22 protein-coding genes and 2 pseudogenes are annotated in these 24363 nt (G+C 71.8%); 9 read left to right on the top strand and 15 right to left on the bottom strand.

Annotation, left to right across the window (positions count from 1 at the left end; translation table 11 throughout):
- Positions 1-397 precede the first annotated feature (397 nt).
- Both OHT74_RS30425 and OHT74_RS30420 read left to right on the top strand, forming a co-directional pair.
- A complete protein-coding gene (locus tag OHT74_RS30425) occupies positions 398-766 on the top strand; it encodes a hypothetical protein (protein WP_266668746.1) in 369 nt (122 codons plus the stop codon).
- 7 nt (positions 767-773) lie between these two features.
- A complete protein-coding gene (locus tag OHT74_RS30420) occupies positions 774-1187 on the top strand; it encodes a hypothetical protein (protein WP_266673199.1) in 414 nt (137 codons plus the stop codon).
- A gap of 59 nt (positions 1188-1246) precedes the next feature.
- Here OHT74_RS30420 and OHT74_RS30415 read toward each other — a convergent pair whose 3' ends face one another.
- The 3 genes from OHT74_RS30415 to OHT74_RS30405 all read right to left on the bottom strand — a co-directional run bounded on the left by OHT74_RS30415 (position 1247) and on the right by OHT74_RS30405 (position 3646).
- A complete protein-coding gene (locus OHT74_RS30415; protein ID WP_030294460.1) occupies positions 1247-1753 on the bottom strand; it encodes a GNAT family N-acetyltransferase in 507 nt (168 codons plus the stop codon).
- Positions 1754-1790: 37 nt separating this feature from the next.
- Positions 1791-2306, bottom strand: coding sequence for an RNA polymerase sigma factor (locus OHT74_RS30410; protein ID WP_266668743.1), 516 nt, complete (start codon positions 2304-2306; stop codon positions 1791-1793).
- Between the two features lie 143 nt (positions 2307-2449).
- Complete coding sequence (locus OHT74_RS30405; RefSeq protein WP_328621940.1) at positions 2450-3646, bottom strand: glycerophosphodiester phosphodiesterase; 1197 nt, start codon at positions 3644-3646, stop codon at positions 2450-2452.
- 302 nt (positions 3647-3948) lie between these two features.
- On the opposite strand from OHT74_RS30405, the gene OHT74_RS30400 reads away from it, so the two are divergent.
- Positions 3949-4578, top strand: a complete 630-nt coding sequence (locus OHT74_RS30400) for a lysophospholipid acyltransferase family protein (protein WP_267000400.1) — start codon at positions 3949-3951, stop codon at positions 4576-4578.
- A 9-nt stretch (positions 4579-4587) separates the two neighbouring features.
- Here OHT74_RS30400 and OHT74_RS30395 read toward each other — a convergent pair whose 3' ends face one another.
- The 3 genes from OHT74_RS30395 to OHT74_RS30385 all read right to left on the bottom strand — a co-directional run bounded on the left by OHT74_RS30395 (position 4588) and on the right by OHT74_RS30385 (position 8250).
- Complete coding sequence (locus OHT74_RS30395) at positions 4588-6063, bottom strand: membrane-associated oxidoreductase (protein ID WP_328621939.1); 1476 nt, start codon at positions 6061-6063, stop codon at positions 4588-4590.
- Positions 6064-6145: 82 nt separating this feature from the next.
- Entirely contained in the window at positions 6146-7702 is a 1557-nt protein-coding gene (locus OHT74_RS30390) for an MFS transporter (protein WP_328621938.1), read from the bottom strand.
- The gene (locus OHT74_RS30385; RefSeq protein WP_266668733.1) at positions 7699-8250 is read right to left on the bottom strand and encodes a TetR/AcrR family transcriptional regulator; all 552 of its coding nucleotides are present in this window, start codon (positions 8248-8250) and stop codon (positions 7699-7701) included. The genes OHT74_RS30390 and OHT74_RS30385 overlap by 4 nt, the downstream gene beginning before the upstream one ends.
- 110 nt (positions 8251-8360) lie before the next feature.
- Between OHT74_RS30385 and OHT74_RS30380 the strand changes: the two are divergent.
- Both OHT74_RS30380 and OHT74_RS30375 read left to right on the top strand, forming a co-directional pair.
- Positions 8361-8612 (top strand): annotated as a pseudogene (locus OHT74_RS30380) (hypothetical protein); the annotation flags it as partial.
- A 98-nt stretch (positions 8613-8710) separates the two neighbouring features.
- A complete protein-coding gene (locus OHT74_RS30375; RefSeq protein ID WP_328621937.1) occupies positions 8711-9886 on the top strand; it encodes a hypothetical protein in 1176 nt (391 codons plus the stop codon).
- A 69-nt stretch (positions 9887-9955) separates the two neighbouring features.
- Here OHT74_RS30375 and argH read toward each other — a convergent pair whose 3' ends face one another.
- The gene (gene argH / locus OHT74_RS30370) at positions 9956-11386 is read right to left on the bottom strand and encodes an argininosuccinate lyase (protein ID WP_266668727.1); all 1431 of its coding nucleotides are present in this window, start codon (positions 11384-11386) and stop codon (positions 9956-9958) included.
- 108 nt (positions 11387-11494) lie between these two features.
- On the bottom strand, positions 11495-12688 hold the full coding sequence (locus OHT74_RS30365; RefSeq protein WP_328621936.1) for an argininosuccinate synthase: 1194 nt from the start codon (positions 12686-12688) through the stop codon (positions 11495-11497).
- Between the two features lie 165 nt (positions 12689-12853).
- Between OHT74_RS30365 and OHT74_RS30360 the strand changes: the two genes are divergently transcribed.
- Genes OHT74_RS30360 through OHT74_RS30350 form a run of 3 tightly spaced genes read left to right on the top strand, consistent with a single transcriptional unit; the run spans position 12854 to position 15788 of the window.
- The gene (locus OHT74_RS30360; protein ID WP_328621935.1) at positions 12854-14467 is read left to right on the top strand and encodes a hypothetical protein; all 1614 of its coding nucleotides are present in this window, start codon (positions 12854-12856) and stop codon (positions 14465-14467) included.
- Positions 14468-14510: 43 nt separating this feature from the next.
- A complete protein-coding gene (locus tag OHT74_RS30355; protein ID WP_266668721.1) occupies positions 14511-15086 on the top strand; it encodes a pyridoxamine 5'-phosphate oxidase family protein in 576 nt (191 codons plus the stop codon).
- 6 nt (positions 15087-15092) lie between these two features.
- Positions 15093-15788, top strand: a complete 696-nt coding sequence (locus OHT74_RS30350; protein ID WP_443047737.1) for a L,D-transpeptidase family protein — start codon at positions 15093-15095, stop codon at positions 15786-15788.
- Here the strand turns inward: OHT74_RS30350 and OHT74_RS30345 are convergent.
- The 6 genes from OHT74_RS30345 to argC all read right to left on the bottom strand — a co-directional run bounded on the left by OHT74_RS30345 (position 15775) and on the right by argC (position 21684).
- Positions 15775-16713: a hypothetical protein gene (locus tag OHT74_RS30345; protein ID WP_328621934.1), complete on the bottom strand. Its 939-nt coding sequence runs from the start codon at positions 16711-16713 to the stop codon at positions 15775-15777. The genes OHT74_RS30350 and OHT74_RS30345 overlap by 14 nt on opposite strands.
- Before the next feature lie 65 nt (positions 16714-16778).
- Positions 16779-17315 carry an arginine repressor gene (locus tag OHT74_RS30340; protein WP_266668717.1) on the bottom strand — a complete coding sequence of 179 codons (537 nt, stop codon included), beginning with the start codon at positions 17313-17315 and terminating at the stop codon, positions 16779-16781.
- A gap of 7 nt (positions 17316-17322) precedes the next feature.
- Positions 17323-18567, bottom strand: a complete 1245-nt coding sequence (locus OHT74_RS30335) for an acetylornithine transaminase (protein ID WP_266668715.1) — start codon at positions 18565-18567, stop codon at positions 17323-17325.
- Positions 18564-19502 carry an acetylglutamate kinase gene (gene argB, locus OHT74_RS30330; protein WP_267000370.1) on the bottom strand — a complete coding sequence of 313 codons (939 nt, stop codon included), beginning with the start codon at positions 19500-19502 and terminating at the stop codon, positions 18564-18566. Before argB ends, OHT74_RS30335 begins: the two co-directional genes overlap by 4 nt.
- Positions 19499-20659, bottom strand: a complete 1161-nt coding sequence (gene argJ, locus OHT74_RS30325; RefSeq protein ID WP_266668711.1) for a bifunctional glutamate N-acetyltransferase/amino-acid acetyltransferase ArgJ — start codon at positions 20657-20659, stop codon at positions 19499-19501. Before argJ ends, argB begins: the two co-directional genes overlap by 4 nt.
- A complete protein-coding gene (argC, locus tag OHT74_RS30320; protein WP_328621933.1) occupies positions 20656-21684 on the bottom strand; it encodes an N-acetyl-gamma-glutamyl-phosphate reductase in 1029 nt (342 codons plus the stop codon). The genes argJ and argC overlap by 4 nt, the downstream gene beginning before the upstream one ends.
- 293 nt (positions 21685-21977) lie before the next feature.
- On the opposite strand from argC, the pseudogene OHT74_RS30315 reads away from it, so the two are divergent.
- Positions 21978-23583 (top strand): annotated as a pseudogene (locus OHT74_RS30315) (alkyl/aryl-sulfatase).
- A gap of 15 nt (positions 23584-23598) precedes the next feature.
- Here OHT74_RS30315 and OHT74_RS30310 read toward each other — a convergent pair.
- Entirely contained in the window at positions 23599-24357 is a 759-nt protein-coding gene (locus OHT74_RS30310; protein WP_328621932.1) for an N-acetyltransferase, read from the bottom strand.
- Positions 24358-24363: the final 6 nt, after the last annotated feature.

Here is a 24363-nt window from a genome sequence, read left to right as displayed (position 1 = left end):
AGAGGGGCCCTCAGAAGGCGCACATTCGACACATACAACGAGCACCGGGCGTCATCGTCGCCTCGGTCGCAAGGGTGCGGCTGCTCGTCGTGGTCATGGGCCCCAGTAAAGCAGACCTATCCCTTCACCGATCAACGATGTCCGCATAGCGGACGGAATCCGGCCGCATTCCGGACAGCGCCGGTCAGGGCCGGTCAGGGCCGTTCATCCGCGACGAAGGCCCAACCGGCCACGCTGACCTGCGCGGACACGGCCCGGGAAGCCCGTACGCGGTGGTACCCGCGGGGCCGGGCGGGAGCCTCCGCTGTGGCCAAGGCCACGACATACGCGTACCGCAGGGCCGCCCGCCCGCAGGGGTGCGCGCGGCCGGTGCGGCGGCCCGTAATACCCTCGCTGCATGCTCGACGCCCTGACCGTCGCCCTCGGCGCGGCCGCACTCGCCCTCGCCGCCTGGTGCGGATACGCCGCTCTGCGGGACCAGCCGACCAAGGACTGGCACTTCATCGGCATGGGCGTGGTGACCCTGCTGGCCCTGGCCCAGCTGGTGGTGGGCGTGGTGAAGCTGGCGCAGGGCGGCAAGCCCGACGAGGGCACGGTGATCTTCGTGGCCTACCTGGTGGGCGCCTTCGCGGCGGTCCCGGCCGCCGGGCTGCTGTCGCTGAGCGAGCGGACCAAGTGGGGCTCGGTGACGGTGGCCGCGGGCGCGCTCGTCCTCGCCGTGCTCGAAGTACGCCTCTATGACATTTGGGGAACCCCCGGTGCCTGACACGCAGATGGACGACACGGCCGCCACCCCCGCCGAGCGGGGGCGGCTGGTCTCCGGGCCCGGGCTGCTGCTGGTCTGGCTGTACGGGGTGATCACGGTCGGCGCGGTCTCGCGCTCGGTCTACCAGATCTCCACCGAGTTCGACCGGGCCCCGCTGCCCTACACGCTGACCGGCCTGGCCGCACTCGTCTACTGCTTCATCACGTACTCACTGGTGCGCGGCGGGGAGACGGCCCGCAGGGCGGCGCGCGCGTGCTGCGCCGCCGAGCTGGCCGGGGTCCTCGTCGTCGGCACCTGGACCTTGGCGCGGCCCGAGTCCTTCCCCGACTCGACGGTGTGGTCGCAGTTCGGGATGGGCTACCTGTTCATCCCGGTGATCCTGCCGATCACCGGGATGCTCTGGCTGCGCGCCAAGCGCTGAGCGTCCGACGCCGGGCGTCCGACGCCGGGCGTCAGGCGCCGGGCGTGAGGCGCCGGGCGTCAGGCACTGACCGCGAAGTCGGCCGCGTCGGTGGCCTCCTTCTCCAGGATCACCAGGCGTACGCCGTCGGAAGCCGTACGGCCGCCGACCTGTACGTAGCCGGCCTTGCGGTAGAGGCGCAGGTTGGACTCGCTCTTGTGGCCGGTGTGCAGGCGGAAGCGGGTGGTGTCGCCGTGGCCCGCGAGGGCCTCCTCGACGGCGCGCAGCAGCCGGGCGCCGAGCCCGTGGCCCTGCAGGCGCGGGTGGACGCACAGCTTGGCGATCTTGCCGGTGCCGTCCTCGTCGACCTTGCCGCGCACGGTGCCGACCACTTCGTCGCCGAGCCGGGCCACCAGTACCGTGTCCGACTCCAGCTCCGCCTTGAGGGAGTCCAGGGTCTGGGTGAGCGGCTGGATGCGGTAGTTGCCGTACAGCTCGGCCTCGCGCTGGAACGCCAGGTACTGCAGTTTGAGGATCTGCTCAGTGTCCTCGGCAGCTGCCGCCGAAATGGTCACGCTCATGCCCATGTGCGCATGCCTCCCGCTCACCTGGTAGCCCATTGGTCTACCGCTCCCTTCCCCGAAGGCGAGGGGCCGCAACCTCTGACGCCAGCATTCTGCGCAGACATCCCAGGCATCGGGAACGGACGGGTCCCAAACTTCCTTGTGAGATACCCAACTCTCCTGCGATTTCACGGTAGGTGAGGTCTCTGGGCGAAAGAAGTGCCCTCATGAGCTCCGGACACCGTCCGGGCAGTCGGGCGACGGCCGACCGGAGGGCGCGGTTCTCCTCCCCGTGCAGCAGGGCGTCTTCCGGTTCGGCGCCCGCGCTCCCGGGCCGGCCGCCGTACGGGATCTCGCGGCGGGCTCGGCGCCGGGCGAGGCGGGCTTCGGCTCGCACCGCCCGGCGCAGCCAGCGCGCCGGTTCGGCGGGGGCGGGGCCGTGTTCCAGCAGCCTGACCCAGACGGCTTGTTCCAGGTCGGCCGCTTCCACGCCGGCGCCCGGGGCCTCCGCGGCCGCCTCGGCGGAGAGCAGCGGGCCCAGTTCCTTCAGGAGGTCGGAGTCCTTCAGCAGGTCCATGCCGGGCGGGACGCACGGGCCGTGCCCGGCGGTTTCCCCGCCCGGCACAGCCCACCCGTACGTGATGTTCCGCTTATCGGTTGACGCGCGGCGGCCCGGCGTTGTCCGAAAGGCGCCCCGAGGCGCCCATTACGGGACAGCCCTCAGCGGCCGCGGCCCGGGCGGAAGGCCTCCGCCGCGAGCAGTCCGGTGTCCGCGTTGTCCGTGAAGATGCCGTCGATGCCCTGCTCGAAGTACGTCTTGAAGGCGCCGAAGGCGTCCCCGTAGGCGGCCGGGTCGGTGCCCTTGCGGTACTCGGCCGGCAGGAAGCTGTTCTCGTTGCGCGCGGTGTAGGGGTGCAGCACCAGCCCGTGGGCGTGGGCGTCCTTGACCAGCGTCGTCGGGGTGCCGAGCTTCCCGGCCGCGTCGCGCGGGATGATCAGGTCCATGGTCGGGCCGATGCCCTGGGCGAATCCGGCGATCCACTTCAGGCCCTCGGGCTTGACCAGGTCCGTCACCGTCCGCGGGTCCTTGGCCTGCTCGAAGTCCCAGGGCCGGGTACCCGCCGCGGACAGCAGGACCACGCGCGGCGCGGAGACCAGCTTGGAGAGCCGCTGGATGCTGGAGGGCTCGAAGGACTGGAGGAAGAGCGGTGCGTTCCGGCCGTCGCGGCCGTAGCGGCGCAGCAGCTTGGCGAGGGGCTCCTCGAGGCCCAGGCCCAGGGACCGGAAGTACGTGGGGTGCTTGGTCTCGACGTGCAGCCAGACGCGCTTGCCGCGCCGCTTGCCCTCACGGTCGGCCCAGCGCAGCACCTCTTCGAAGGTGGGCACGTCCCACCGGCCGTCGTAGAGCGTGTTGCGCTGGCGGACGGCGGGGATACGTTCCTTCGCCCGCAGGGTCTTCAGCTCGGCGAGGGTGAAGTCCTCGGTGAACCAGCCCGTGACCGCGACCCCGTCGATCGACTTGGTCGTACGGCGGGAAGCGAACTCGGGGTGGTCGGCGACATCGGTGGTGCCGCCGATCTCGTTCTCGTGGCGGCACACCAGGTGGCCGTCCTTCGTGGGCACCAGGTCCTGCTCGACGACGTCCGCGCCCAGGTCGAGGGCGAGCTGGTACGACCCGAGGGTGTGCTCGGGCCGGTAGCCCGAGGCTCCGCGGTGGCCGATGACCAGCGGGACGGGGAGGTCCCGGTAGCCGCCGCCGTGGCGCGCGTCGGCCGCGAAGGCCGCCTCCGCCGATTCCGCGGTCTGCGCCGTCTGCGCCGCCGAGGCGGATCCCGCCGAGAGCCCGGCCATGCCGCCGCCCGCCGCCAGGACGGCCGCCCCCAGGACCGTGCGCCGTGCTGCCCCACCCTGTGTCATGAGTGCCACTCCTGTCGTATGGAAGGGCCGGCGGCACCCGGGGTCTCCGGGTTCCTGCGGCCCCATTCGGCCTGGCGATCGTAGGCAGCAGCCGGTGGCGCGGGGGTGGGCCCGCGGGGAACGTGGCGGAAACGTGTGTCAACACTGCGTATCCACCTCGTGAACCCGATGTGCACTCGGAGCTGACCCACGAGTATCGTCCTCACCTGCACTACCGCCGTGTGGTGCGAAAACCGCTTTTCGATGCCGGAGGGCTCACGTTGTTCCGTACATCGCTCATCAAAGCCACCGTCGGACCGGTCATGCGCATGATGTTCCGCACCCGTGTGGAGGGCATCGAGAACATTCCGGGCACCGGGCCGGTGATCCTGGCGGGCAACCACCTCACCTTCATCGACTCCATGATCCTTCCGCTGCTGTGCGACCGTACGGTCCACTTCATCGGCAAGGACGAGTACGTGACGGGCAAGGGCATCAAGGGCCGCGCCATGGCCTGGTTCTTCACCGGGTCCGGCATGATCCCGGTCGACCGTGACGGCGCCAACGGCGGCGTCGCCGCCCTGATGACCGGCCGCCGGATCCTCGAGGAGGGCAAGATCTTCGGGATCTACCCCGAGGGCACCCGCTCCCCCGACGGCCGCCTCTACCGCGGCCGCACCGGCATCGCCCGCCTGACCCTGATGACCGGCGCCCCCGTCATCCCCTTCGCGATGATCGGCACCGACAAGCTCCAGCCCGGCGGCGCGGGCATGCCGCGCCCGGGCCGGGTCACCGTCCGCTTCGGCGAGCCGATGGAGTTCTCCCGCTACGAGGGCATGGACCGCGACCGCTACGTGCTGCGCGCCGTCACCGACTCGGTGATGGCGGAGGTCATGCGGCTCTCGGGCCAGGAGTACGTGGACATGTACGCCACCAAGGCGAAGGCGGCCTGACCCTCCCCGCTACTGCCGCTGAAGTGACCGGCTGACGCCCGCCGCGGTCGTCGTGGCGAGGACCCAGCCGGTCACGATCAGCACGTACGACAGCCACTGGTACCAGCCGCTCGGCGCGTACGCGGACTCCTGGCCGAAGCCGATGATCGGCAGCATCAGGTCGATCGTGTAGAAAACGGCGTTGAAGTCGGGTGCCTCCCCCGCCTTCAGCGGCCGGGGCGCGTGCAGGCTGTATGCAATCGAGCCCACGAGCAGCAGCGCCAGCAGCCAGCCCGCGGCGCGCAGCGGCCGGAAGCCGTAGCCGACGGTGCCGTCCTGGAGCAGCCCCCAGAGCCTGGCGTGCCGGGGCAGGGTGCGGCGGTGCCGGCGCAGCTTGGCGAGCTGCACGGTCCGGGTGCCCGCCTCGTCCCCGGCCGTACGGTAGGCGGCGGCGAGCTGCTCGTACGCGTACGGGAGGTACCCGGACTCCTCACGCTCCAGCGCGGGCAGCCGCTGCTCGGGCGGCAGGTGCGGGGCGAGGGTGCGGTAGGTGAGCCCGTCGATGGCGATCCGCTCGGGCCACGTGTCCGGATCGATGTGCAGCAGTTCGAAGGTGGAGCGGCGCAGGTTCACCCCGCCCTGGATCGGGGGGCACCGGCGCAGCCACATCTCGCCTATGGCGCAGCTGGAGGCGCGCAGGGCGGTCCCGCCGGCGTTGCCGAGGTCGGCACGGGTGAGGTTGGCCTGGCCGGGTATGCGGGAGCCGGTGAGGTTGACCATGCCCCGGGCGTGCAGCCGGTGCGCGCGCAGGTCGGTGCCGACGCTCAGTGTCTCGGCGTGCAGGGCGATGCCGCCGGGGGCGAGCAGGCGGGCGCCGTCGAGCTGGACCTGTCCGCCCACGATGGCGCCGTTGAGCCGCAGTTGGCCGTGCACCGTCAGGTCGTTGGCGATGATGTCGGTGCCGATCTCGGCGTGGTTGAGCTGGAGCGCGGCCTCGCCCGCCTCCTCGTCGGAGACCGGCCCGATCACGGCTCCCTGGAGGAAGAGCCCGCCGGAGATCCTGGCGCCCTGGAGGCGTACGGGGCCGGTGATCCGGCAGCAGGAGAGCCGCAGGACCAGATCCACGCGCAAGTTGGCGGCGGTCATTCCGGGCAGCGTCGAGTAGCCGAGGACGAGTGCCTTCAGCTGGGCGCCGTACAGGAGGGGTTTGCGCTCGAACCAGCAGTCCCTCAGTCGGATGGCGTGGTCGACGACGGCGTACCTGAGGTCGAGTTTGCCAACGATCCTGGCCCCTTTGAGCTTGATCCCGGCGACCTGCCCCTCCTCGTCACGGCCGGCGCCGAGCAGGAGGGCACGGAGCACCTCGGCGCGGATGGTGCGCTCCGGTCCCCAGCCGGCCCCGTCGACGGAGCTGTCGCCGGGCTCTTCCCGGAAGTCGACGCCCTCGCCGCGCGGGAAGGCGTGCCATACGCGGCGTTCCGCCGGGGTCAGCTCGTTGATCTCCATCGCGGGGATGGTGTCCTGCGCGTCAACGGACTGTCAACTCTGTCCAGGACACCACCCCTTGGGGGTGCAGCGCTCGAGGCCGTCAGTGTGCGACGCCGTCCTGGAGCTTCTGCCCCTTGAGCAGGAACCAGGCCGCCACCGCGGTGGCCAGCAGCACGGCCGCGCCCACGCCGGAGGCGAACCGCAGGCCGTCCACGAAGGCCTCCTGGGCCGCGGCGACCATGGTCTGCGCGGTGGCGGGGTCCACGGCCTTGGCGGCCTCGACGGCGCCGCCCAGCGATTCGTGCGCGGCGTCGGCGACCGGTCCGGAGACCGCCGCCGGGGCGGTGAAGCCCTGGTAGACACCCGTGACGATGGAGCCGAGCAGGGCGATGCCGAGGGCCGCGCCGAGTTCGTACGCGGTCTCGGAGACGGCCGAGGCCGAACCCGCCTGCTCCTTGGGGACGCTGGAGAGGATCACGTCGGCGGTGACGGTGAAGGAGAAGCCGGCGCCGAGGCCGACGACCAGCAGGGCAGCGCCGAGCAGCGGGTAGCCGCTCTCCTTGTGGACCAGGGTCAGCGCGCCGAGCGCGAGTCCGATGGCCGCGAGGCCGCCGGTCACGATCGACCGTACCGAGTACCGGCGGGCGTACCGGCCGGCGACCAGGCCGGTGACCACCGCGCCGATGGCGGCGGGCAGTTCGGCCAGGCCCGCCTCCAGGGGGTCGCGGCCCTGGACGAGCTGGAGGAACTGGGAGAGGAAGAAGACGAGGCCGGAGAGGCCGAAGACGGTCAGCAGGTCGGCCAGGACCGCGCCGGAGAAGCCGCGGTGCCTGAAGAGCCGCATGTCGAGGAGCGGCGACGGCAGGCTGAACTGACGGCGGACGAAGGCGTACAGGCATGCGGCGCCGACGACGGCAGCGGCCCCGACGCCCCAAGTGACGCCGTGGGTGGCGACTTCCTTGACGGCGTAGACGACACCGATGACGCCGACGAGCGAGAGGGCGACGCTGACCAGGTCCCAGGGGCCGGCGACCGGGTTCTTGGACTCGGGAAGCAGCTTGATGCCGACGAGGACCAGGGCGATCATCACGGGCAGGTTGATGAGGAAGACCGAGCCCCACCAGAAGTGCTGGAGCAGGGCTCCGCCGACGACGGGCCCGATGGCCGCACCGGCCGAGGCGGTGGCCCCCCAGATGCCGATGGCGAGGCTGCGCTCCTTGGGGTCGTGGAAGATGTTCCGGATCAGCGCGAGGGTGGACGGCATCAGCGTCGCGCCGGCCACGCCGAGCAGGGCCCGGGCCACGATCATCATCTCGGGGCTGGTGGCGTAGGCGTTGAGGACGGAGACGGCGCCGAAGGCGGTCGCGCCGAGCAGGAGCAGCTTCTTGCGGCCCATGCGGTCGCCGAGGGAGCCCATGGAGACGAGCAGGCCGGCGATCACGAACGAGTAGATGTCGCCGATCCACAGCAGCTGGGTGCCGGACGGCTTGAGGTCCTCGCTGAGCGAGGGTGTGGCGAGACCGAGTACGGTGGCGTCCACCGCGACCAGCAGAACGGCCAGGACGAGCACGCAGAGCGCCGGCCAGCGCCCCCTGCTCTCCCTGCCCGTGATCGCCTCCGTCCCCTTCTCCTGGGTCAGCTGTTCGATGCGGCTCATTTCTCCACACTCCGTCGGGCGCCACCGAGCAGCAGCTCGGTGATCATGTACTGGAAGTCCTTCGCGGCGACCCGGCCGTCCATGACGGCCCAGGCGCAGGTGCCGATGAGGCCGTAGAGGGCCTCGGTGAGCCAGGCGGGGCTCAGGTCGATCCGGATGTCTCCCTCTTCCTGGCCGCGCCGGAAGAGCGCGCTGACGCGGGCGTCGAGCCGGGCCCATCCCTCGTTGACCTGGTCACCCTCGAAAAGCTGGTTCTCGGTGACGAGGAAGGCCAGCAGCTGGGCATCGCGCTCGGCCTCGGCGACGAGCCGGCGCAGCCCTTCGACCGCCGTGCCCTCGTCCAGGCGGGCGTTGTCGAAGGCCGTCTCGAACTGGCGGATGCCGAGTTCCTCGAGGGCCCGTACGAGGGCGTCGCGCCCGGCGAAGTGCCGGTGGAGGGTCGCGCGCCCGATGCCTGCGGCGCGGGCGACCTCGTCCATCGTGGCGGTCGATTTGCGGGAGAGCAGGGCTGCGGCGTCGCGGAGCACCTGGTCACGATCCATGGCCATGAGACAAGCATACCCCGAATGAGACGTTCATGTCTCACCCAGTAAATGGGGTGCCCCCGGGCACCCGGAACGGAAGGCTGTCGGGATGACGCCCAAGCCCTTGCTGCTGCCTGCCGCGGCTCCCGTACATCGACTGGCCGCAGATGCACGGGCGGGCCCCGCGCGGCACCTTCTGGAAGACGCAGTACATCCTGGAGTACGCGGGCGCACGGGAGTTCGCGTGGATCGACGACGACATCACGGCGATGGACCGGGAGTACGTGGACCAGCGCCACCCGGCTCGGACGCTGTTGATGCGCATCGACGAGCGGACCGGGCTGGTCCGGGGGGACTTCGAGCGGCTCGCCGGCTGGGTGGCGTGACGGGGCGGGGCCGGACCGCGGTTTTGATCACGCTCACCGGCCCGATCTAGCATGCGCATGCCACCCCCCGTGATCTTGCCGTCCGACGAAAGCGACCCATGCGCATCAAGCGGATCCTCGCCACGACCGCCGCTCTCACCTGTCTCGCCGTCCTCCCCGCATGCAAGGGAGGCGGCCAGGCGGCCCCACCGGGCGCGCCCGCCTCGTCCGCGGCCCCGGCCGGCGCCGCGAGCTCGCTCGCCGAGGCCCAGCAGTACATGCGCGAGTTCACCGGGTGCGAGGACCTGGGCTCGAAGCCCGACGACCCGAGGCTGCCGAGCGGCGACTTCCCCAAGGTCGGGCAGTGGTCGGTCACCGAGGTCGGCGTCTGCCGCGACGGGCGCCAACAGGGCAACATCGCCATCGCCGTCCCCAAGGACATGAAGGCGTTCCAGGCGGGCTACAAGCAGTACGTCATGGACAAGATGTCCGGGGGTGACGGGGCCTACGGGCTCTTCAGCAACGTCCTGGTCGGCAAGGGCTTCGTCGCCTTCCCCACCAACTCGAAGAGCGCCATGGCCCTGGTCCAGGGGAACATGCGCGTCCTGGTCTGCAACCCGGGCGGCCGGGTGCCCGAGGGATACAAGCGGGAGAAGCCACTGGTGGAGGGCTGCGGCCTCACCGACTTCTTCGCCGCCGAAGACGGCTCCGGCAGTCCGAACTTCGAGACCCCGCAGGATCCGGCGGGCGGCGGCGAGAAGCCCGGCCAGCCGAAGACCGGCAGCCTGGGGCTCCCCCGCGCGGGCAGCATCGCCGAACTGCGCAAGCTCGTCGGCAACAGCATGGACTGCGAGAAGCACTTCTCCACGGACCCCGACGCGGTGGCCATCGAGTCCATCGACTACCAGCCCGCGGTGAAGGGGAACGCGCTGGACTGGGGGATCACGGGCCGCGCGCTGTGCGGTCAGCCCGCGGGGGCGCAGCGCGCCGTCAACCTGAGCTGGCTCGACACCGTCGGGGACATGAAGAAGCTCCAGACCAAGGCAAAGGCCGCCCAGCAGGCCGACCTGAAGGACGACGGCAAGCTGAAGGCGACCGTGAGCATGCTGCTCGTCGGGGAGAACATCGCGGTCGAGACCAACAACCCGTCGTCCCGGTTCGACCTGTACCAGCGGCAGTTCCTCTACCTGAACTGCGTCCCCGGCTTCTCCGCCCCTTCCGGGTACCGGCTGGAGAAGTCCCAGGTCGAGGGCTGCGTCCTGACCAACTACGAGCCGGAGCACCCGGTGGGCTAGCCCGTACGGACATGCCCGCGGGGGCGGTGGGAGCCTGTGCTCCCACCGCCCCCGCGGGCATGACGGCTGCTAGTGCTTGTGGGTCGCCCAGGCGTGCTGGATGACCAGGTCGGCCTTCAGCTCCGCGAGCTGCTTGGCGACCGCCGAGGGGGCGGTGCCGCCCCGGCCGTTGCGCGAAGCGAGGGCGCCGGGCACGTTCAGGACCGTACGGACCTCCGGCGTCAGGTGCTCCGAGATCTTCGCGAACTGCTCGTCCGTGAGCTCGTCCAGCTCGATCCCGAGCCCCTCGCACTCCTTCACGCACTCGCCGGCCACCTCGTGCGCCACCCGGAACGGCACGCCCTGCTTGACCAGCCACTCCGCAATGTCCGTGGCGAGCGAGAACCCCGCCGGAGCGAGCTCCTCCATCCGCTTCCGGTTGACCGTGAGAGTGGCCATCATCCCGGTGAAGGCCGGGAGCAGGACCTCGAGGGTGTCGCAGGAGTCGAAGACCGGCTCCTTGTCCTCCTGGAGGTCGCGGTTGTACGCGAGCGGGAGGGCCTTGAGGGTGGCCAGCAGGCCCGTCAGGTTGCCGATGAGCCGGCCCGACTTGCCGCGCGCCAGCTCCGCGATGTCCGGGTTCTTCTTCTGCGGCATGATCGACGACCCGGTCGAGAAGGCGTCGTGCAAGGTCACGAAGGAGAACTCCTTCGTGTTCCAGATGATGATCTCCTCCGCGATCCGGGACAGGTTGATCCCGATCATCGCGGTGATGAAGGCGAACTCGGCGACGAAGTCGCGGGAGGCCGTGCCGTCGATCGAGTTGCCGACCGAGCCGCGCTCGAAGCCCAGGTCGGCGGCGACCTGCTCCGGGTCCAGCCCCAGCGAGGAGCCGGCCAGCGCGCCCGAGCCGTACGGGGAGACCGCCGTCCGGGTGTCCCACTGCCGCAGCCGCTCCGCGTCCCGGGACAGCGACTGCACGTGGGCCAGTACGTGGTGCGCGAAGAGCACCGGCTGCGCGTGCTGGAGGTGGGTCCGGCCGGGCATGGCCACGTCGTGGTGTGTCTCGGCGAGGCCGACCAGTGCGTCCTGGAGGTCCGCGATCAGGCTGCCGACGATCCGGGCGTGGTCGCGCAGGTACATCCGGAAGAGGGTGGCCACCTGGTCGTTGCGGGACCGGCCTGCGCGCAGCTTGCCGCCGAGGTCGGCGCCGAGCCGCTCCAGCAGGCCCCGCTCCAGGGCGGTGTGCACGTCCTCGTCGGCGATGGTGCCGGTGAAGGAGCCGTCGGCGACGTCGGCTTCGAGCTGGTCGAGGCCGGCGATCATGCGGTCGAGCTCGTCCGCCGTGAGCAGGCCCGCCTTGGCGAGGACCCGGGCGTGGGCACGGGATCCGGCGATGTCGTACGGCGCGAGGCGCCAGTCGAAGTGGACCGACGCGGACAGCTTGGCGAGGGCCTCGGCCGGGCCGTCGGCGAACCGGCCGCCCCAGAGCCGGACGTCACCACCGTTGTTGCTGCTCACAGCTACTGCTCCTCAAGACTGCATGTGCATGGGCTTCGGATGTGAAACTGCCTCCCCGCCGCGGAGGAAACGGGGAGGCAGTCGGGTACTGCTCGTACTGCTGGTCCGTCAGGTGAGGCCGCGGCGCGCCGCGATCTTCGACGAGAGGCCGAAGATCTCGATGAACCCCTGTGCCTTGGACTGGTCGAAGGTGTCGCCCGAGTCGTAGGTCGCGAGGTTGAAGTCGTACAGCGACTCGTCCGACTTACGGCCGGTGACGACGGCTCGGCCGCCGTGCAGGGTCATCCGGATGTCACCGGTGACGTGCTGGTTGGCCTCGTTGATGAAGCCGTCCAGGGCCCGCTTGAGCGGGGAGAACCACAGGCCGTCGTAGACCAGCTCGCCCCAGCGCTGCTCGACCTGCCGCTTGTAGCGGGCGAGTTCGCGCTCGACGGTGACGTTCTCCAGCTCCTGGTGCGCCGTGATCAGCGCGATCGCGCCGGGAGCCTCGTACACCTCACGGGACTTGATGCCCACGAGGCGGTCCTCGACGATGTCGATCCGGCCGACGCCCTGGGCGCCGGCCCGCTCGTTGAGCTGCCGGATCGCCTGGAGCACCGTGACGGGCCTGCCGTCGATGGCGACCGGGACGCCCGCCTTGAAGGAGATGACGACCTCGTCGGCCTCGCGCGGCGCGGCCGGGTCGGCGGTGTACTCGTAGATGTCCTCGATCGGCGCGTTCCAGATGTCCTCGAGGAAGCCCGTCTCGACGGCGCGCCCGAAGACGTTCTGGTCGATGGAGTACGGGGACTTCTTGGTGGTCGCGATCGGGAGGTCCTTGGCCTCGCAGAAGGCGATGGCCTTGTCCCGGGTCATGGCGTAGTCGCGGACCGGGGCTATGCACGTGAGGTCGGGGCCGAGGGCGGCGATGCCGGCCTCGAAGCGGACCTGGTCGTTGCCCTTGCCGGTGCAGCCGTGGGCGACGGTCGAGGCTCCGTGCTTGCGGGCGGCGGCTACCAGGTGCTTGACGATGGCCGGCCGGGAGAGGGCCGAGACCAGCGGGTAGCGGTCCATGTAGAGGGCGTTCGCCTTGATCGCCGGGAGGCAGTACTCGTCGGCGAATTCGTCCTTGGCGTCCGCGACCTCGGCCTCGACGGCACCGCAGGCGAGCGCGCGCTTGCGGATGACGTCCAGGTCCTCGCCGCCCTGGCCGACGTCCACGGCAACGGCGATGACCTCGGCGCCCGTCTCCTCGGCGATCCAGCCGATGGCGACGGAGGTGTCCAGACCGCCTGAGTAGGCGAGTACGACGCGCTCGGTCACGGGTTCCTCCTCACACAGTGCATCCTCGTAGGCATAACTATGCAGTACTCCGTATGTTTCGTCAATCAAGTCCGTCGTCGCGCCGCTGACCAGCCCGGATATCAGGCGCGGGACCCGTGTTCGGCCACCTACCATCAGCGGGCAAGTTGATTCGGGGGAGGGCACATGCGGCTCATACGGCAGGACATCGGGCAGGGGCACGACGCAGCGCTCGCGCTGATGCAGCGGCCGGACACCAACATGTCCGACGCGGCGCGGGTGCTGCTGCTGCGCCCGGACACCGAGGTGTTCACCGGCAGGCTCCTCTGGCACCGGCCGGACGCCTGGATCGCCTTCGACGAGGAGGTGCGGCGGCTGGCCTCCCGCCCGTACGAGCCCCTGCGCAGCAACCGGCTGGAGGCCCGGCTCTGCGACCCCGACGGGCGGGTCCGCGCGTCCGCGCTCGCCTTGTGGCGGAACCCGCCGGTCCTGCTCGTCCTGATCCGGTGTGCCGACCGGGTCCCGGCGGTACGGGAGCGCGCCCGGCGGGTGCTCGGCAGGATCGTGGCCAAAGACCCCGAGCCCATGCTGATCGCCCTCACCCCGCTCGCCCTGCGACTGGGCCGGCGCGAGCACGGCGCCTGGGCGGTGGGACAGCTGGAGGCCGCGCTGAGCGGCAGGTACTCCCTCCTCACCGCGTGGTGGCGCCCCGGGCGGCCCTCGACGACGTGGAGCTGGAGCTCCCTGACCAGGGAGCAGCGCGCCGGCGTCCTGGACCAACTGCGCAGGACGCCGGCCCTGCCGACCCGGCAGTTCGCCGCCCGCCTCACCCTCGCCGACGGGCGGCTCGGCGTACGGGAGCTCGCCCGGCAGGCCGCCACGGAGCACGACCCGTCGACGTGCCGGATGTTCACCGATGCCGCCCTGGCGGCGATGGCCGCCGACGCGCCGGACGACGAGGCGGTCGACACCCTGCTCGGCGGACGCATCCCGATGGTCCGGGCCGCCGGGGTCACCGCCCTGCGCCGGGCCGGCCGGGCGGCGGAGGCCTCCCGGCACCTCACCGACCCGTCCGGTCTCGTACGGGCCTGCGCCCGCTGGCTGCTGCGCCAGGACGGCGGCGACCCGTACATGCACTACCTCGGGCTCCTCGTGGACGCGGAGCACGTGAGCCGGTATGCGGTGACCGGCTTCTCCGAGTGCGCCCCGCGCACCGACGCCCCGCTGCTGAGCGAGCTGCTGGACCATCCCGCCGGGGCGGTACGGGCCGCGGCCCTGACCGGGCTGCGCCGGCTGGACGCCACCCCCGACGACGCAGCCCTGCTCCCGCTGCTGGACGACTCGTCGGCGTCGGTGGCCCGCGAGGCCGCGCTGTGCCTGCGTCCCGTGGCCGGGCGGCTGGACCCCGAGGGGCTGGCCGCCCGTACCGCCCCCGACCGGCGCGTGCACACCCGGCGCGCCGCGTTCCGCCTGCTGCGCGCCCGGGGCGGAATCGCCGCGCTGCGTGCCGCGGTGGCCCTGTCGGCGGACCCCGACCCGTGCCTGCGCCGGGTCGCGGCGGACACGGTGACCACGTGGGACTGGCTCCACACCCTGCAGGAGGGACAGGCGGAGCGGGCGGAGCTCGGCGCGCTGCTGGCGAGGTCGGCGCACCTGCTCCCCGTCCACACGCTGCGGTGGTGGCGCGCCCGCCTGGGTCTGCAGGAGAACGACTGCGCGGAACTGGACGCGCTGCTCACACGGTCGCCGCACAACGAGGACCGGCGGCTGTGGCGCTCGCGCCGAGGTCTGTGGGCCTGAAATTCCCCGGCCCGAACCGGCCGTTCTGGCCGATAATCGGATCATGGGAAAGCTTCACGAACGTATCGACGGCCGGCTGCGCAAGTTCATCGAGGAGCAGCCGGTCTTCTTCACGGCCACCGCCCCGCTCGCGGGTGACGGCCATGTCAACCTGTCCCCCAAGGGCCGCGCGGGAACGCTCGTCGTCATCGACGAGCAGACCCTCGCCTACCTGGACTTCGGCGGCAGCGGCGCCGAGACCATCGCCCACGTCCGCGAGAACGGCCGGATCACGCTGATGTGGTGCGCGTTCAGCGGGCCGCCCAACATCGTGCGCATCCACGGCGAGGGCGAGGCCGTCTTCCGCGACGACCCCCGCTGGGGTGAACTGATCGGCCTGTTCGGCGATGCCGACGGGCCGTCCGCCCGGGCGGTCATCCTGGTCCACGCCCGCCGGATCGCCGATGTGTGCGGGTACGCCGTCCCCTTCATGGAGTACCAGGGCGAGCGCACCCTCCACGCGGAGTACTTCGGCCGCAAGACGGACGAGGAGTTCGGGGAGTACTGCGAGAAGAAAGTCGCAGTGAGCCTCGACGGCCTGCCTGCACTGCCTCTGCCCCTTCCGCCCCGTACCGTCTGACATGTGCTGCGTACCGCTCTTGTCACCGGCTCACTGATCGTCACCAGCCTGCTGTCGCAGGGCCCCTACGGGCCTGCGCCGCTGCCGGCCCGTCTCGCCGACACGGGCGGCGGCAGCCAGCTGATCACCGCCGTCGCGCCCGCGCCGGGATCCACCACGGGGAAGCTGACCTGGTGGGACCGGCGGGCGGGGCGCTGGTTCGAGGCCGGCAGCGCGCCCGCCCGGTTCGGGGCCAACGGACTCACCGAGGGCGCGACCCGCACGCAGGGCACCAGCACCACCCCGACGGGCCTGTACGAGCTGCCGTACGCCTTCGGGATCAGACGGGCGCCGGCCGGCACGGAGTACGGCTACCGGCGGGTGACCGCGGACTCCTGGTGGTGCCAGGACAACGCGTCGGCCGCGTACAACCGCTGGGTGGAGCCGCTGCCCGCGGACTGCGCGCCCGGCGAGGCCGAGCACCTGGTCACCTACGAGAAGCAGTACGCGCACGCGCTGCTGATCGCCTTCAACTACGACCGGCCCGTGCGCGGCCGCGGCGCCGGGATCTTCTTGCACGTCAACGGCAAGGGAGCGACGGCCGGTTGCGTGTCGGTGGACGAGCGGGACATGCGGTCGATCCTGCGCTGGGCGGACCCGGACCGACGCCCGCACATCGCGATCGGCACGCAGGAGGGGCCGCTGGCCGTCACCCGCTACTAGGCCCTGTCCCAGGGGGTGCGGCATTGCCGCCGGGCTCGGCCGCGTCCTCGTCGGCGGCCCGGTACTCGTACGCGTCCTCCCACCAGACCTTGTCGTCCAGCCACTCGTCGTCCTCGTCCTCCTCGTCGTCCTCGTCGTCCTCTTCGACGACCGCGTCGGCGCCGCGCCACCTGCTGCGGTCACCGATGCTCCGCAGGACGTGGCAGCGCTGCTGTTCGTCCAGCGCCGCGAAGGCCGGATGCGGCGGCTCGGCGCGGACCAGGTCCCCCAGCGGGTCGCCGCACTCCGTCCGGGTCCGGACCTCCCTGCCGGCTCTTTCGGCGAACGCCAGCGCCACCAGGCCGAGCGCGGCCACCGCGGCGCAGGCCCATTCCCGTACCCCGTGCGGCCGCTCGGCCAGCAGCAGCACGCCCGCCAGGCCCCAGAAGAACATCACCAGGACGATGCCGACGCAGCCGCAGCACGCCGGCAGCCGGTTCCCCTCGCCGTCCGGCATACGGGGGAGATCGGGCAGCCGGGCCTCCCTTTCCTTCCCGTACGCGCTGCGCCGCTCCACGTACCCCTCGTCGCACCGGTCGATCCAGCCGATCGAAACGGGCTCGGGATCGTGCCGGCGTACGGCCTCCAGCAGGGCGGCGGGCAGCGGGTGGGCGGGCGTCCGGGCGGGGTCGCGGCCCTCCTCGGTCAAGAACGCCGCGCCTTCCCCGTCGATGCGGAGATACCCGTCGAGGACGAGTTCGGCGGCCGCCGCCTCGGTCGCCTCGTTCCGCAGCAGGGCGGCGTGGTACGGCTCGAGTTCGAGGGCGGCGACGAGCCGGAGGATCTCGCACCGGATCCGGGCCAGGCGCCGCCACCGCAGGCCGATGGGCCCGTACACGGCGGCGGTCACGACGGACACCGATAGGGCGAGGACGAGTCGGAGCACGCCCCGAGGCTACGTCTGCGGCGCCGGGTCCGGCACCGGAATTCCGGCGCCCCGGACGTCCCCGCTCAGCTCTCCTTCTGGGCCAGCCTCAGCAGGTGGTCCGCGAGGGCCTGGCCGCCTGACGGGTCGCGGCTGATCAGCATCAGCGTGTCGTCACCCGCGATCGTGCCCAGGATCTCGCGGAGTTCGGCCTGGTCGATCGCGGAGGCGAGGAACTGGGCAGCCCCCGGCGGGGTGCGCAGGACGACGAGGTTCGCGGAGGCCTCCGCCGAGATCAGCAGTTCCCCGGAGAGGCGCCGCATGCGCTCCTCCTTCGCCGACTCGCCGAGCGGGGCCTGCGGGGTGCGGAAACCGCCCTCGCTGGGCACCGCGTAGATCAGCTCGCCGCCGGTGTTGCGGATCTTCACCGCGCCCAGCTCGTCGAGGTCCCGGGAGAGCGTCGCCTGGGTGACGCTCAGCCCGTCGTCGGCGAGCAGTTTGGCCAGCTGGCTCTGGGAGCGGACCGGCTGCCGGTTGAGGATGTCCACGATCCGGCGGTGGCGGGCGGTGCGGGTCTGCGGGACGGACGGGCCGTTCTGCTCGTGTTCCTGCGCCTGGCTCATCGTCGTCTCATTCCCCGGTGTGTCCGTCCCCGTTGGCTGCGTCGAGGATGCCGGGCAGGGCCCGGACGAACGCGTCCGCCTCGGCCTCGGAGAGTACGTACGGCGGCATGAGCCGTACGACGTCGGGGGCGGGCGCGTTGACCAGGAAGCCGGCATCTTGGGCCGCCTGCTGCACCTGCGGTGCGAGCGGTCCGGTCAGCACGATACCCAGGAGAAGGCCCTCACCACGGACATGGGAGACCAGCGGGTGCCCGGCAGCCTCGATTCCGGAGCGCAGCCGCTCCCCCCGCGCCTTGACCCGGTCGAGCAGGCCGTCGGCGGCGATGGTGTCGATGACGGCGAGGCCGGCGGCGCACGCGACGGGGTTCCCGCCGAAGGTGGTGCCGTGCTGGCCGGGCCGGAGCAGGTCCGCGGCGGACCCGAAGGCGGCGACGGCGCCGATCGGCAGACCGCCGCCGAGCCCCTTCGCGAGCGTGACGAGATCGGGCTCCACGCCCTCGTGGGCCTGGTGCTCGAACCAGTGGCCGCAGCGCCCGATGCCGGTCTGCACCTCGTCGAGGACGAGCAGGGTGCCGGTGGCCCGGGTGATCTCCCGGGCGGCCGTCAGGTAGCCGGCCGGGGGCACGACGACCCCGTTCTCGCCCTGGATCGGCTCGATGACCAGGAGCGCGGTCTCTTCGGTGACGGCAGCTCGCAGGGCCTCCACGTCCCCGTACGGGACGTGCGTGACATCCCCGGGCAGCGGAAGGAACGGGTCCTGCTTCTTGGGCTGGCCGGTGAGCGCGAGGGCGCCCATGGTCCGGCCGTGGAAGCCGCCGTCGGTGGCGACCATGTGGGTCCGCCCGGTCAGCCGGCCGATCTTGAAGGCGGCCTCGACGGCCTCGGCTCCGGAGTTGCAGAAGAAAATCCGGCCGGGGCGCCCGAAGAGCTGGAGCAGCCGCTCGCCGAGCGCGAGTACCGGCTCGGAGGCGTAGAGGTTGGAGACGTGGCCGAGGGTGGAGATCTGCCGGGTCACGGCTTCGACGATCGCCGGGTGGGCGTGGCCGAGGGCGTTGACCGCGATTCCGCCGACGAAGTCGGTGTACTGCTTGCCGTCCGCGTCCCAGACCTGGGCGCCTTCGCCGCGTACGAGGGCCAGCGCGGGGGTGCCGTAGTTGTTGGTCAGCGTCTCCTGCCAGCGGGCGCCGTACCGCTGATTACCGGTCCCCTGGGCGTCGGCCCCCTGGTCGCCGGTCTCCTGATGGCCCGTCATGTGCGCACCCCTCCCTGTGCGTCGGGCACGACCATCGTGCCGATTCCCTCGTCGGTGAAGATCTCCAGCAGGATCGAGTGCGGGACCCGCCCGTCGATCACCCGGGCCGTGCTCACGCCGCCGCGGACGGCGTGCAGGCAGCCCTCCATCTTGGGCACCATGCCGCTGGACAGCTCGGGCAGCAGCTTCTCCAGCTCGCTGACGGTGAGCCGGCTGATGACCTCGTCGCTGCTCGGCCAGTCCGCGTAGAGGCCCTCGACGTCGGTGAGCACCATCAGCGTCTCGGCGCCCAGCGCGGCGGCGAGCGCCGCAGCCGCCGTATCGGCGTTCACGTTGTACACGTGGTGGTCGTCGGCGCTGCGCGCAATGGAGGAGATGACCGGGATCCGGCCGTCCGCCAGCAGCGCCTCGATCGCGCCCGTGTCGATGGCGGTGATCTCACCGACCCGGCCGATGTCGACGAGCTCGCCGTCGATCTCCGGGGTGTGCCGGGTCGCGGTGATGGTGTGGGCGTCCTCGCCGGTCATGCCGACGGCGAGCGGCCCGTGCTCGTTGAGCAGCCCGACCAGCTCGCGCTGGACCTGCCCCGCCAGGACCATCCGTACGACGTCCATGGCCTCGGGGGTCGTCACGCGCAGGCCGGCCTTGAACTCGCTGACCAGGCCCTGCTTGTCGAGCTGGGCGTTGATCTGGGGACCGCCGCCGTGCACCACGACCGGCTTGAGGCCGGCCTGGCGCAGGAAGACCACGTCCTGGGCGAAGGCGGCCTTGAGGTCCTCGTCGATCATGGCGTTGCCGCCGAACTTGATGACGACGACCTTGCCGTTGTGGCGGGTGAGCCAGGGCAGGGCCTCGATGAGGATCTGCGCCTTGGGCAGCGCGGTGTGCTTGCGCGCGGTTCCGGTGCCGGGCTGGCCGGCCTTGTCGTCGCTCATGAGCTGTATGCGCTGTTCTCGTGGACGTACTCGGCGGTCAGGTCGTTGGCCCAGATCACGGCGGACTCCGAGCCGGTCGCGAGGTCCGCGGTGATGCGGACCTCGCGGTCCTTCATGGAGACCAGGTCGCGGTCCTCGCCGACCGAGCCGTTCTTGCAGACCCAGACGCCGTTGATGGCCACGTTCAGCCGGTCCGGGTCGAAGGCGGCCCGGGTGGTGCCGATGGCGGAGAGCACCCGGCCCCAGTTGGGGTCCTCGCCGTGGATGGCGCACTTGAGCAGGTTGTTGCGGGCGATCGACCGGCCGACCTCGACCGCGTCGCCCTCGGTGAGCGCGCCGACGACCTCGATGCGGATGTCCTTGCTGGCGCCCTCGGCGTCGCCGATCAGCTGGCGGGCGAGGTCGTCGCAGACGGTCCGTACGGCCTCCGCGAAGACCTCGTACGCCGGCACCTGGCCACAGGCCCCGGAGGCGAGCAGCAGCACCGTGTCGTTGGTGGACATGCAGCCGTCGGAGTCGACCCGGTCGAAGGTGGTGCGGGTGGCGGAGCGCAGCGCCTTGTCGAGGGTGGCGCTGTCCAGGTCGGCGTCGGTGGTGAGGACGACGAGCATGGTGGCCAGGCCCGGCGCGAGCATGCCCGCGCCCTTGGCCATGCCGCCGACGCTCCAGCCGTCCTGGTGGGTGACGGTGGCCGTCTTGTGCACGGTGTCGGTGGTCTTGATGGCGATGGCGGCGGCCTCGCCGCCGTCCTCGGAGAGCGCCGCGACGGCGGTGTCGATGCCGGGGAGCAGCTTGTCCATGGGGAGCAGGACGCCGATCAGGCCGGTGGACGCGACGGCGACCTCGCCGGCGTTGTGCTCGCCGCCCAGCGCCTCGGCCACCTTCTCGGCAGTGGCGTGGGTGTCCTGGAAGCCCTTGGGGCCGGTGCAGGCGTTGGCGCCGCCGGAGTTGAGGACGACCGCGCTGACGGAGGCGCCGCGCAGGACCTGCTCGGACCAGAGCACGGGCGCGGCCTTGACGCGGTTGGAGGTGAAGACGCCCGCTGCGGCCAGCCGGGGCCCGTGGTTGACCACGAGGGCCAGGTCCGGGTTGCCGTTCTCCTTGATCCCGGCCGCGATGCCCGCGGCCGTGAACCCCTGTGCTGCCGTGACGCTCACGGTGCGACTCCGATCGTGGAAAGCCCGAGCTCCTCGTGGAGGCCGAGGGCGATGTTCATGCTCTGCACCGCGCCGCCGGCGGTGCCCTTGGTGAGGTTGTCGATGGCGCTGATCGCGATGATCCGCTGTGCGGACTCGTCGTACGCGACCTGGATCTGAACGGCGTTGGAACCGTGGACGCAGGAGGTCGCCGGCCACTGCCCCGCGGGCAGCAGGTGGACGAAGGGCTCGTCCGCGTACGCCTTCTCGTACGCGGCGCGCACCGCGTCGGCGGTGGTGCCCGGGAGGGCCTTTGCGGAGCAGGTGGCCAGGATGCCGCGCGGCATCGGCACGAGGGTCGGAGTGAAGGAGACGGAGACCTTCTGCCCGGCGATCGGGCTGAGGTTCTGCACCATCTCGGGGGTGTGCCGGTGCCCGCCGCCCACCCCGTACGGGCTCACGGAGCCCATGACCTCGGAGCCGAGCAGGTGAGGCTTGAGCGCCTTGCCGGCGCCCGAGGTGCCGGTGGCGGCGACGATCACGGCCTCCGGCTCGGCCAGCTGCGCGGCGTAGGCCGGGAACAGGGCGAGGGAGACGGCGGTCGGGAAGCACCCGGGAACCGCGATGCGCTTGGACCCCTCCAGCGCGGCGCGGCCACCGGGCAGCTCGGGGAGCCCGTAGGGCCAGGTGCCGGCGTGCGGGGCGCCGTAGAACGCGTCCCAGTCGGCGGAGTCCTTGAGCCGGTGGTCGGCGCCCATGTCGACGACGAGGACGTCCTCGCCGAGCTGGGCGGCGACGGCGGCGGACTGCCCGTGGGGCAGCGCCAGGAAGACGACATCGTGGCCGGCGAGGACCTCGGGCGTGGTCGCCTCGAGGGTCCGGCCCGCGAGCGGCACGAGGTGCGGCTGGAGGGTGCCGAAGAGCTGCCCGGCGTTGGAGTTGCCGGTCAGCGCGCCGATCTCCACCTCGGGGTGGGAGAGCAGTAGGCGCAGGACCTCTCCGCCCGCGTACCCGCTCGCTCCGGCCACCGCTACACGTACCACCATCGGACCCTCCTCCTTGATGGCATGACTATACGTACCGCCGCACTTTTATGCAAAGCCCGCCGGGATCTGAATGGAGCAGGCTCGGTGGTGCCCCGGGCCGCAGGAACCGAGGGTGGGTGAGGACCCACCGGTACCGGCGTCCGCCGGCCCCCCGGCCCGCCGAGAGGGAGGACTGAACCGTGAACGCTTCGTCCGGGGATGCCGAGGCCGTCGTCGCGGAGGCCAACGATGCCGCGCTGCGGCACCTCGCGTTCGGCGACACCCGCGATCCGGAGAACGAGCGCCGCGGATTCATGGGAACGGCCGAACAGGGCGAGATCCGGGACGCGGACGGCCGTGTGGTGTGGGTGGTCATCGACCGCTCATCTCCACGGAGACCGCGGCCGCCGCGCTCGCGCTGTACCGCCGCCACCGCGGGGAGCGCCCCGTCACCGGCGTCCTGTACACGCACAGCCACGCCGACCACTTCGGCGGCGTCAAGGGCGTGATCAGCGTCGAGGAGGTCGCGGCCGGCGTCCCGGTGCTCGCTCCGGAGGGGTTCCTGGAGCACGCCGTCAGCGAGAACGTCTACGCCGGCACAGCCATGAGCCGCCGCGCCACGTACATGTACGGCGCCGCCCTGCCCAAGGGCCCGCGCGGGCAGATCGGCTCGGGGCTGGGCCCCACGACGTCGACGGGCACGGTCACCCTGATCCCGCCGACCGTACGCATCACGCGCACCGGGCAGAGCGAAACCGTCGACGGCATCCGCATGGTGTTCCACATGACCCCGGGCACCGAAGCCCCGGCCGAGCTCAACATCCACTTCCCCGAGCACGCCGCCCTGTGCACCGCCGAGAACGCCACACACACCCTGCACAACCTGCTCACGCTGCGCGGCGCCCAGGTCCGCGACCCGCACGACTGGGCCCACTACCTGACCGAGGCCGTCCAGCTCTTCGGCGCCGCCACCGACGTCGTCTTCGCCTCGCACCACTGGCCGGTCTGGGGCCGCGAGGACGCCCTCGCCTTCCTTTCCGAGCAGCGCGACCTGTACGCCTACCTCCACGACCAGACGCTGCGCATGATCAACCAGGGGCTCACCGGGCCGGAGATCGCCGAGCGGATGCAGCTGCCCCCGGCGCTGGAGCGCGCCTGGCACACCCACGGCTACTACGCTCCGTCAGCCACAACACCAAGGCCGTCTACCAGCGGTACATGGGCTGGTTCGACGGCAACCCGGCCCACCTGTGGGCCCACCCGCCCGCCGAGGCCGCCACCCGGTACGTCGACTTCATGGGCGGCGCCGGGGAGGTGCTGCGCCGCGCCCGCCAGTCCTACGCGCAGGGCGACTTCCGCTGGGTCGCCGAGGTCGTCCACCACGTCCTGTTCGCCGACCCGGGCAACACCGAGGCACGCGCCCTCCAGGCCGATGCCCTGGAGCAGCTCGGATACGGCAGCGAGAACGGCACCTGGCGCAACTTCTACCTCACCGGTGCGCTCGAGCTGCGCCACGGCTCCGTCGGCACGCCCACCACCACCGCCTCCGAGGATCTGATCAACACCCTGACGCTCGACCAGCTCTTCGACTCCCTCGCGATCCGTGTCGACGGGCCGCGCAGCTGGGACGCCGACGTCACCGTCCGCTGGCATCTCGGCGACGGCCGGGGTCCCAGCACCCTGCGCCTGAAGAACGGCGTGCTCACCCACGTACGGGGCCTCGGGCCGGCCGCCGGTGAACCGGACGTCGAGATCACCCTGGACGAACCGGCGCTGCGCGGCCTCCTGCTCGGCCGGGCCGCGCTCGCGGACCTGGTCGCCCAGGGCCGGGCCCGGGTCTGCGGCGACCCGGCCCGGCTCGCCGAGCTGACCGGCCACCTCACCGAACCCGACCCGGACTTCGCGATCGTCACGCCCTGACCGGACGGACCCGGGCTACGCCGGCCGGTCCAGCGCGTGGCGGACCCACACGTTCGGCTCCACGTACACCGCGTAGCCCTGTTCGAGCTCGCAGCGGACCGGGGCCAGGGCTCCGGGCACCCGGACCGGGCCCGTCGCGTCGAAGTGCAGCCCGGTCCACTCCCTCCACTGCGCGAGCGAGCCGGTGATCGTCATCGACAGCGGGGCCACCGAGTCGACCACCGCGCCCGCGCGGGCGTGGACCCTCAGCCACGGGTCGTACGGGAGACCGTCCTCGCGCGTGCGGTACGCGTACTCCTGGATCGGGGTGTCCGGCTCGGCCGGCTTGCCGCTGGGCCGGACGGGGGCCACCACCTCGGCGAACCCTCGGGCGCGGGCGTTGTCCCGCATCGCGGCCAGCATCCGCGCGGACAGGCCCTCGCCCTGCCGGTCCGTGGCGATGGTGATCTCGATGGCGCTCACCGTGTCGGGGGCGATCCCGCGCCGCAGGTCGGAGAAGGCCCACATCAGGACCTGGTCCCAGCCCCGCGCGGGCAGCACCCCGTCCCGGCCCGGCGCGTGCAGCGCGAACGGCACGCTGTACCCGCGGGCGACGACCGCATCGCCGTCGGTGGCGACCAGGACGTAGTCCGCCAGCTCCTGCGTCATCCGCGGATAGAGGAGCCAGGCGACGGAGTCGTGCTGGGCGAACTGCGGCCAGGGATCCTTCATGTCCCAGAGCCGTTCGGCCAGTTCGGGGCGCTCCGCGAGGGTGGTGATCTGTATACCGGTCATGGCCGC

The sequence above is a fragment of the Streptomyces sp. NBC_00354 genome (genome assembly GCF_036106915.1).
Lineage (GTDB): Bacteria > Actinomycetota > Actinomycetes > Streptomycetales > Streptomycetaceae > Streptomyces.
Note: the sequence above shows the minus strand (reverse complement) of the source record. Positions and strands in the feature narration are given on the sequence as shown.

Bases quoted from the DNA above. Each gene is read 5' to 3' on its own strand.
- OHT74_RS30400 (WP_267000400.1), top strand. From the start codon at position 3,949: ATGCGCATGATGTTCCGCACCCGTGTGGAGGGCATCGAGAACATTCCG.
- OHT74_RS30360 (WP_328621935.1), top strand. From the start codon at position 12,854: ATGCGGCTCATACGGCAGGACATCGGGCAGGGGCACGACGCAGCGCTC.
- OHT74_RS30395 (WP_328621939.1), bottom strand. From the start codon at position 6,063: ATGGAGATCAACGAGCTGACCCCGGCGGAACGCCGCGTATGGCACGCC.
- OHT74_RS30405 (WP_328621940.1), bottom strand. From the start codon at position 3,646: ATGACACAGGGTGGGGCAGCACGGCGCACGGTCCTGGGGGCGGCCGTC.
- OHT74_RS30335 (WP_266668715.1), bottom strand. From the start codon at position 18,567: ATGACGGGCCATCAGGAGACCGGCGACCAGGGGGCCGACGCCCAGGGG.
- OHT74_RS30375 (WP_328621937.1), top strand. From the start codon at position 8,711: ATGCGCATCAAGCGGATCCTCGCCACGACCGCCGCTCTCACCTGTCTC.
- OHT74_RS30410 (WP_266668743.1), bottom strand. From the start codon at position 2,306: ATGGACCTGCTGAAGGACTCCGACCTCCTGAAGGAACTGGGCCCGCTG.
- OHT74_RS30415 (WP_030294460.1), bottom strand. From the start codon at position 1,753: ATGGGCATGAGCGTGACCATTTCGGCGGCAGCTGCCGAGGACACTGAG.
- OHT74_RS30355 (WP_266668721.1), top strand. From the start codon at position 14,511: ATGGGAAAGCTTCACGAACGTATCGACGGCCGGCTGCGCAAGTTCATC.
- OHT74_RS30310 (WP_328621932.1), bottom strand. From the start codon at position 24,357: ATGACCGGTATACAGATCACCACCCTCGCGGAGCGCCCCGAACTGGCC.
- argB (WP_267000370.1), bottom strand. From the start codon at position 19,502: ATGAGCGACGACAAGGCCGGCCAGCCCGGCACCGGAACCGCGCGCAAG.
- argC (WP_328621933.1), bottom strand. From the start codon at position 21,684: ATGGTGGTACGTGTAGCGGTGGCCGGAGCGAGCGGGTACGCGGGCGGA.
- OHT74_RS30425 (WP_266668746.1), top strand. From the start codon at position 398: ATGCTCGACGCCCTGACCGTCGCCCTCGGCGCGGCCGCACTCGCCCTC.
- OHT74_RS30385 (WP_266668733.1), bottom strand. From the start codon at position 8,250: ATGGCCATGGATCGTGACCAGGTGCTCCGCGACGCCGCAGCCCTGCTC.
- OHT74_RS30340 (WP_266668717.1), bottom strand. From the start codon at position 17,315: ATGAGCCAGGCGCAGGAACACGAGCAGAACGGCCCGTCCGTCCCGCAG.
- OHT74_RS30420 (WP_266673199.1), top strand. From the start codon at position 774: ATGGACGACACGGCCGCCACCCCCGCCGAGCGGGGGCGGCTGGTCTCC.
- OHT74_RS30390 (WP_328621938.1), bottom strand. From the start codon at position 7,702: ATGAGCCGCATCGAACAGCTGACCCAGGAGAAGGGGACGGAGGCGATC.